Source organism: Pseudonocardia sp. (assembly GCF_025465255.1).
Lineage (GTDB): Bacteria > Actinomycetota > Actinomycetes > Mycobacteriales > Pseudonocardiaceae > Pseudonocardia.
Genome location: NZ_JAODNI010000150.1, coordinates 19319 through 27378, shown reverse-complemented (window position 1 = coordinate 27378; position 8060 = coordinate 19319). Strand labels below are relative to the sequence as shown.

The window sequence follows — 8060 nt, the reverse complement described above, 5'->3', positions numbered from 1 at the left end:
CCCGGCCGCACCGGGCCGGCGCTGCTCGCGGCCGCGGGCTGCGCGCTCGCCGCCGGGGTGCTGATCACCACCCACGCGGTCCAGGTGCAGGGCCATCCGCTCCGGGTGGCCGCCGAACGGGGGTCCGCGGCGACCATGCGCGTCGTCCTTACCGACGATCCGCGGGCGATCACCACCGCGGGCTACGGCGCGTCGCCGGGCGGGGACCGGGTGCTCGTGGCGGCCGAGCTCGTGTCCGTCTCCGTCGGCGACGGGCGCTGGACGTCCGGCGGGAACGTGCTGCTGATCGCCCCGGCCGAGGGCTGGCGGGAGCTGCTGCCGGGCCAGGAGGTCCGGGCCGAGGGACTGCTCGTGCCGGCCCAGCGCTCGGACCTCACGATCGCGGTCCTGCGGGTCCGGGGCCCGGCCGCCGAGGTAGGCCCGCCACCCTGGTGGCAGACCGCCGCCGGAACGCTTCGTGACGGCCTGCGGGACGCGGCCGCGCGCGCCCTCCCGGAGGGCTCGGCGGGCCTGCTGCCCGGCCTCGCGGTGGGCGACACCCGCAACCAGACGGCCGAGGTCGAGGCGGACTTCAGGGCCGCCGGCCTCACCCACCTGACAGCGGTGTCCGGGGCGAACCTCGCGATCGTGGGCGGGGCCGTCCTGTTCCTGCTGCGCCGCGCCAAGGCCGATCCCCGGCTGGCCGCGCTGCTCAGCGGGCTCGCGATCGCCGGGTTCGTCGTGCTGGCCCGGCCGTCGCCGAGCGTCGTCCGCGCGGCCGTCATGGGTGGCGTGGTGCTGCTCGCCCTCGCGCTCGGCCGCGGCCGCTCGGCGGTCCCGGCGCTGGCCGTCGCAGTGCTCCTGCTGCTGCTGGTGGATCCGGCGCTCGCCGTCGACGCGGGGTTCGCGCTGTCCGTGTCGGCCACGGCGGCGTTGGTGCTGATCGCGCCCGGTTGGGCCCGCGCGCTGCGGCGCCGTGGGGTGCCGCCGGGTGCCGCGGAGGCGCTCGCCGTCCCGGCCGCCGCGTGCCTCGTGACCGCGCCGTTGATCGCGGGGCTCAGCGGTCAGGTCAGCCTGGTGACGGTCCTGGCGAACCTGGTGGTCGTGCCGGCGGTGGCCCCGGCGACGGTGCTCGGGGTCCTGGCGGCGATCCTGTCACCGCTGAGCGCGGAGGTCGCCACGGCGTGCGCCTGGCTGGCGAAGCCGGCCGTGGGCTGGCTGATCCTCGTCGCGGACCGGGCCGCGGCGGTGCCCGGCAGTGTCGTCCCGTGGCCCGACGGCGTGCTCGGGGCCGTGCTGCTCGCCGGGATCCTGCTGGTCCTGCTCGTGTTCTTCCGGTCCCCGCGCTGGCGCGCGCTGCTGCTGGCGATCCTGGTCGGGCTGCTGCTCGTGCTGATCCCGACCCGCGTCCGCGAACCGGGCTGGCCGCCGTCCGGCTGGGCCGCGGTGGCCTGCGACGTAGGGCAGGGCGACGGGCTGGTCCTCGCCACCGGCACGCCGGGCTGGGCCGTCCTCGTCGACGCCGGACCGGACGACGGCCTCATCGACGACTGCCTGAGCCGGCTCGGCGTCCGCGGGCTGGCGCTGGTGGTGCTCAGCCACCTGCACGCGGACCACATCGGCGGGCTCACCGGGGCGCTGCGCGGCCGCGCGGTCTCCGGCGTGGCGGTCGGGCCCGCCCGCGAGCCCCGGTGGGCGTTCGAGCGGGTCGGCCGGGAGACGGCGGCGGCCGGAGCTCCGCTCGTCGAGCTCGACCGCGGACGGCGGCTCACCTGGCCGGGGCTCGTCCTCGACGTCCTGGCGCCCGTCCACCCGGTGGCCTCGGTCGACCCGGACGACGGGACGCAGGTCAACGACACCTCGGTCGTCCTGCGGGCACAGACGCCCGCGGGCAGCGTGCTGCTGACCGGCGACGTCGAGCTCGACGCCCAGGCGGACCTGCTCGCGTCGGGCTCGCCGCTGCAGGCGGACGTCCTCAAGATTCCGCACCACGGGTCGCGCTACTCGAGCCTGCAGTTCCTGAACGCCGTCCGGCCGCGGGCCGCCCTCGTCAGCGTGGGCGCGGGGAACAGCTACCGGCACCCGAACCCGGGGCTGATGGAGGCGCTGACCCGCGCCGGGGTGACGGTGCGGCGCACGGACCAGTCCGGGGACGTCGCGGTCGTGGCCGATCCGGACACGCACCGGGGACCTGAGCTCGTCGCGCGGGGCAGCCCGCTACCCGCCCCCCCGCAGACGAGGCCGGCCCCGAGGTCGGGGCGGGCCACGGTCCGGGCGGGTCAGTCGTCGAGGAAGAAGAGCGCCTCGCGCACGGCCTTGCGGGTCGACGGGACGGTCGCGGTCGGGCCGACCTGGCCGGACACCGCGACGAGGGTCTTGAGGTTGCGGCAGTATCAGTCGCTGCATCAGGGGGGACAGCCGGGCGGCTTGGGAACCCATATCGGAGTATCACACGCCGATTGGGCAGCACCGTGGACGCCGCCGCTGCTCATCGCACCGACGAGGTCGGTAGCGGCCCATGCCGTCGGTGCCGAGACCAGCAAGGCCGAGACCAGCAAGGCCATCACGAGGAAGGCCCTCACCAGCGACGCCACATGCTGCTGCGCCTTGAGCTCGCAGCAGCTCAAGTTCTTCGCCATGACGTCTCCTGCAGGGCCCAGGCCCGGGTTTCTCTTCTCGGTGTTCATCTCCTCGATGAGACTGCCAGCCGCGCATCAACAACGGGAGGGAGTACACCCCCGAACACCGGGAGCGAACCCTACCTCCACGTGGGGGTGAACCCCACCGGTCGGTTGTCGGCGACCGTTCGCCAGGGCTCGTCGTCTCCTGCAGGCCTCCGGGCCCACTCCTTCCCATCCAGCGTGCCCACATCACATCCACGTCGCTACGGGGTCCGCCCCCGGGAGGCTGGGGGGACACCCGTCTCCATGGGAGGGTTAACCCTCCCTGCCCTCCGACAGGCGACCGGAAGCTGCTGATCGACCAGCGGTCTATGTGGATCTTCCCGGCGCCACACCCAGGACCGCCGTCGATCGCCGGGTCGTGGGGGTGCCAGCAGGGCCCGGACGGCTGGCGCGACGTCCCCGTGCGGACCGGGCTACACCATGGGGTGGGTAGGTGCCGGCTTGAGCATCAGAGTGCTCTCGACCGTACGCAGTTCTACGTACAGATCGCGCCATCGTCCGGACGAACGGACCGGCTTGGCGTTCTACCGCATGACCCAGGCGGATGCCGCGTCCGAGGACCTCGAGCTACTGCGGAACCGCGATGGAACTGCTGCTTGCCGGTCAGTAGCACAAACCGGCATTCGGCCAAGTCGAGCCAGGACGGGCCGAGTGGGCATGAAGTACGCGGTGACGGCGATGGGTCGAGCTGGCCACCTCCCGCCGGCGTGTCCACGGCGGCCAATGGCGTTGTGGTGCCGTGCCCGACGCAGTCGTGGTGCGCCGCCGGGGCATTCCCCGGCATTGTCGGCAGAATCAGCGTCGAACGGTCCGGCGGCTGGATTCGGCTCTTCTCGTCCCCTTACAGGGCCAGCGTCCTCTACGGCGGACAAAGGTGGAGCAGCCCGACGATGTCGAGGAATCCGGCCCGACGACCTGCGGATCGTCGAACAGTCTGACGGTCTCGGCCTGGTGGAACTTCAGCCCGACGGCCGCCCAGATCCGCCCGACCGTCGACCGCGCCAACCTGGCTTCGGCGACCGGGAATGCCCTCCGCCAGTACATATCCTCCGTCGGAGTACGAGCGCCTCACGCAGCTTCTCGGTCACGCCGGCTTCGGCAACGGTATCCCCTCCGCGGCCACGCCGTGTACGCCACGTCTTCGACGAAGCCGAACACCGGATAACGGTTTTATGAAGTGAATCCCATCATGGAGCTCCAACCGTATCCGCTGTTCGACTTCCGGGCACGGACGCCTTTACTCGGTCGACCTTCGCCACTCGATCGGTACCCGCCATCGGACAGCGAGGTCACCGGAACCACACTTCTCACGGTTACCTGCCAGCAATCTCCCGCCATGGTGAACGTCGCCACCCGAAGAGGATCTGCCGCATCTTGTGATGCTCGCTTCAACTCCCCTGTTCGCACGAGCTTGATTGCATCCACTCCAGCCACGACTTATTGCTGGGAATGGTGGGAGTCATCGATCGTGGAGGATACTTCACCGCGAGGAAGCGAGGGTGACTGCAGTGTGCGGCATCCTTGGCACCGTCCGACAGGGGGCCTAGGGTGCCTCGTAGCAGCCGGACGGGGGATCCGGGTGGGACCGGTGGTGCGGAATGAACCGGACGATCGTGGCGCAGCTCGCGCGGCCGTTGCTGATCAGTATCTGCGTCGCTGCGGTCCTGATCTGCGTGGTGCGGATTGGCAGCTACGTGCTTCGGAAGTCGCCGGTACTCGGGCCCTTCGCCGTACTGCTGCCCTTCGTGGCTGCGGCAGTGTGCGTGGTCGGGCTCGGTGTGATGCGGCCGCGGGTCGACCGGCTGATCGGCCATTTGACCCACCACCGTGAGGTGAGCCCGTACTCGGCCCTGGCGGCGGCCGCGACGCAGATGCGAGCAGCCTCCCTGAAGCAGGCTCTCCCCGGCCTCGCAAAGGTGCTGGCGGACGGTACCGGGGCCAGCCGGACCGCGGTGTGGCTCGCCGTCGGCGACCGACTTCACAGCGCGGCCGCCCAGCCGCCCGAAGGCACCGGACCGCCGACCATCGAGAACCTCGCCGTCCTGCTCGACCGAACAGGCACCGGCTGTGTGGTCCCGGTACTCGAGGGGACGGTGCTGCGCGCGGCGCTGGCCATCGAGAAGCCGGATGCCGGGATCACGCCGGAGGACCACCGGCTGATGCAGGACATGGCGAACGGCGCCGGGTTGCTGCTGCGCTGCGTGGCTCTCAACGCCGAGGTGGCGGAGCGAATTCGCCGGGTCGACAGTCTCGCTGCCGAGCTCGAGGCGTCCAAACAGCGGCTCGCCCGGGCCCGCGCGGTCGAACGCCACCGCTTGATCATGGAGCTCGGTTACGCGACAACGGATCGGCTCGCGGCGCTACGGACCGAGGTGCTCGCGGTGCGGGCCGACCTCGACCCCGGGCGGGAACGGGCGGACAGGGCGAAGGATGCCCTGGAACGGGCCGGCATCGGGCTGGACGATTTGACCGACCGGTTCCGAGTGATCGCTCGTGGGGTGTACCCGGCGGTGCTGCGCGACCAGGGACCGGTGGCGGCGCTCGACGAGCTGGCCGCGGACCTGCCGCGGCCGGTGCGGCTGACCGGCGAGCTCAGCCGACGGCTGGCCTGGGAGATCGAGTCCGGAATCTACTACGTCGCGGCCTGCGCGGTGCAGCAGCTGGCCTGCCGGCCGGCCGAGCGCGAGTTGCTGGTGCACTTCGAACAGACCCCCGGCCGGCTGAGCGTGCAGATCGAGGACGCCGCACCCGCCGTCACCGCGGAGCAACTGCGTGACGCACTCGCCGGCGACACGGAGCGGCTCGCGGCCCTGGGTGGAGACCTCGACCTGACCGACGAGCCGGCAGTCGGGGCCGAGGGGACACCATGCGAACCGGGCTCCGACGTCGCGACCCCCGGTGGGGCAGCACCGGGCCGGATGGTCACCTTGCGGGCCTGGCTGCCCGACCGGCTCGAGCCCCCGCTCGTCGAGTCGAACGCCGTCATAGCGGAAGTGCGATGAGGGGGCGTGGTCCGTCCCGGCCGGCCACTGTGGGCTATGCCGTGCTGTTGGGGATGTCCGCTGTCTTCTCGGCCGGCTCGCTGGCCCTGGGTGCGGTGGTGGTGGCCGCGGCGGCCGTTCCGGGTGTCAAGGCAGCTCTGGCGGAAGCCGGGGCGCATCGTCACTCATGGGCGCGCGGGCTGCTCGAGGCGGTGCCCCACAGCGAGCCACTCGCCCAAGCCGCCCCGGATTACGCGTTCAGTGTGCTCAACCTGGCCATCGCCGCGATGCTGCTGGCCTCGCGCGCACAGAACTGGCCCATCCGGCTGCTGACGATCGCGATGGTCGCCTCGGCGGGCGCGTTCAACCTGCAGGCGAACGCCGGGGCGGTCGCGGTGCAGGCCGCGGGAGCCCTGCCCGTAGGGAATCTGCCCCAGCGTCTGCTCAGCGGCGTGGCCTACGTGACCTACCTCCTGGGGCTGCTGCTCTTCCCCCGGGGCCGGCTCCGGCGCCCGGGTTCTGACTTGCGCAAGATCCTGGTCGCCGTGGGAGTCAGCGCGCTGATGCTGGTCGGTGAGGAGGCTGGACTCATCTCGAAGAGCATCGGCACGGTGCTGTTCTTCGGATTTCTCGTCCCGGTGGTCGTGCTGGCCGCGCTGGCGCGGCGGCAGACCCGCCCCGGCACGACCATGGAGCAGCGCAGCCAGGTCCGGATGTTGTTCGCCTTGCTGGCGACCGTGTTCGCCATCGTGGCCGCCCTGGGATTGGTCACACTGCTGGCGTTGCGTTTCCCGGGGGCGTATTGGCCCCCCGCGACAATCGTCGATCCGACGCCACGTGGCAGCGGCGAGAGCGGGGAGCCGACCGCGCTGCTGTTCTGGTTCGCCCGCTTCGCATCGGCGGCGATCGCCGCAGCCGTGCTGGTCGCGACGCGGCGGACGGGGTTGTGGAACGCCGAACAGGTGCTGAGCCTGGCGCTGACCACGACGCTGGTGGTGGCGCTGGTCGGCGGCGGCTTCGTGGTCGTCGAGGGGATGCTCGTCGCCTCGATCATTTCCGGCATCCTGGGCGGTTTCGTTCTGGTCACGGCGCTCGCCACGGCGCTGGAAGCGCTGTCGTTCCTACCCGTACACGTGCGCGCCGAGCGGCTGGTCGACCGGCTGCTCTACGGGACTCGGCCGACGCCCTACAGCGTGCTCGCCGGCCTCGCGGCACTGTCGCGGCTCACCCCGAGGGACGCTCCGGACCTGGCCCGAGTCGCCGAGGCCATCGCACGAAGCCTGGGGGCGACCAGCTGCCGACTGACCGTCGTCCGGCCCGGACTGCCCGACCGCAGCTACTCATGGATCGAGGACGGCACCGACCCGGGCACCGAGTATCTGGTCGAGGTGCCCGTATGTCACGGCGAGGAGCGCATCGGGTCGATCGCCGTGGATCGCGGCGCAGTCGTCGGCATGTACGCGGAACGACGCCGCCTGATGATGAACATCGCCGACAGCCTGGGTGTGGTGATACAGGCGAACCGGGCCGGATTCGAGCTAGAGCGCCAGCTCCGGACCGCGGTGGCGCACGCCGAGGACATCGCGGCGTCGCGGCGCCGGGCGGTTGCGGAGATGGACAGTGAACGACGGCGGATCGAGCGTGACCTGCACGACGGCGCCCAGCACCGTCTGGTGGCCCTGCGTCTCGCCCTCGGCCTGGTCCAGCACCGGGTCGCCACTGCGCAGTTCGACCAGGCCCGGAACCAGCTCGACGACATGCCCGGGCAGATCGAGACGGTGGAGGCGGTGCTCGCCGACACCGTGACCGGGGTGTCGACCCTTCTGCTGTCCGAACGGGGTCTGGCGGCAGCGCTGGAGCTGGAGCTATCGGGTGGGCACCCGCCGGTCACCCTGGACTTCGGCGGCCTCGACGCCGACCACCGGTTCCCGGCCGACGTCGAGGCCGCCGTGTACTTCTGCTGCCTGGAGTCGGTCAGCAATGCTCACAAGCATGCGCCTGGCGCGGCCGTGGCGGTACGCCTGACGAAGGTCGCCGAGCGGCTGTGCTTCACCGTGCGCGACGACGGGCCGGGATACGACCTCGGGGCGGAGCCGGGGTCGTCGGGCCGCGGGCTCCGCAACGTGCAGGCCCGGATGAGCGCGGTCGGTGGTCGGCTGGAGATCAGTTCCCGGCTGGGAGCCGGTACCACCGTCGAGGGCTCGATCCCCCTGTCGGCCGACGGCTCGGGGCCCGCAAGCCGAGATGCGACAGTGCTCCTGGGGCCGCATCCCGGACAGTGCTGACCCGCCTGACGCGAACGCCGGCTGAGAGGCTGAGATCGCACGGTGGCGGGGACCGGAGCTCGACGCGGGGCAGCCCGCGGCCCCGCCCCCGCGGATGTGGCCCGCCCCGGGTTCGGGGCGGGCTCCGGGTC

The 8060-nt window shown here is 72.0% G+C and carries 3 protein-coding genes; all 3 read left to right on the top strand.

From position 1 onward, the window contains the following. Nucleotides 1-2757 (top strand): DNA internalization-related competence protein ComEC/Rec2 (locus tag JWP64_RS18420; protein WP_297498710.1); only part of this gene is annotated, 2757 nt, incomplete at its 5' end. A 1504-nt stretch (nucleotides 2758-4261) separates the two neighbouring features. Beyond that, complete coding sequence (locus JWP64_RS18415) at nucleotides 4262-5665, top strand: hypothetical protein (RefSeq protein ID WP_297498707.1); 1404 nt, start codon at nucleotides 4262-4264, stop codon at nucleotides 5663-5665. A gap of 41 nt (nucleotides 5666-5706) precedes the next feature. Next, complete coding sequence (locus JWP64_RS18410) at nucleotides 5707-7929, top strand: ATP-binding protein (RefSeq protein WP_297498704.1); 2223 nt, start codon at nucleotides 5707-5709, stop codon at nucleotides 7927-7929. Nucleotides 7930-8060: the final 131 nt, after the last annotated feature.

What these genes read in the sequence shown, in the direction of transcription:
- JWP64_RS18415 (WP_297498707.1), top strand. Translation starts at nt 4,262, where the DNA reads ATGAACCGGACGATCGTGGCGCAGCTCGCGCGGCCGTTGCTGATCAGT.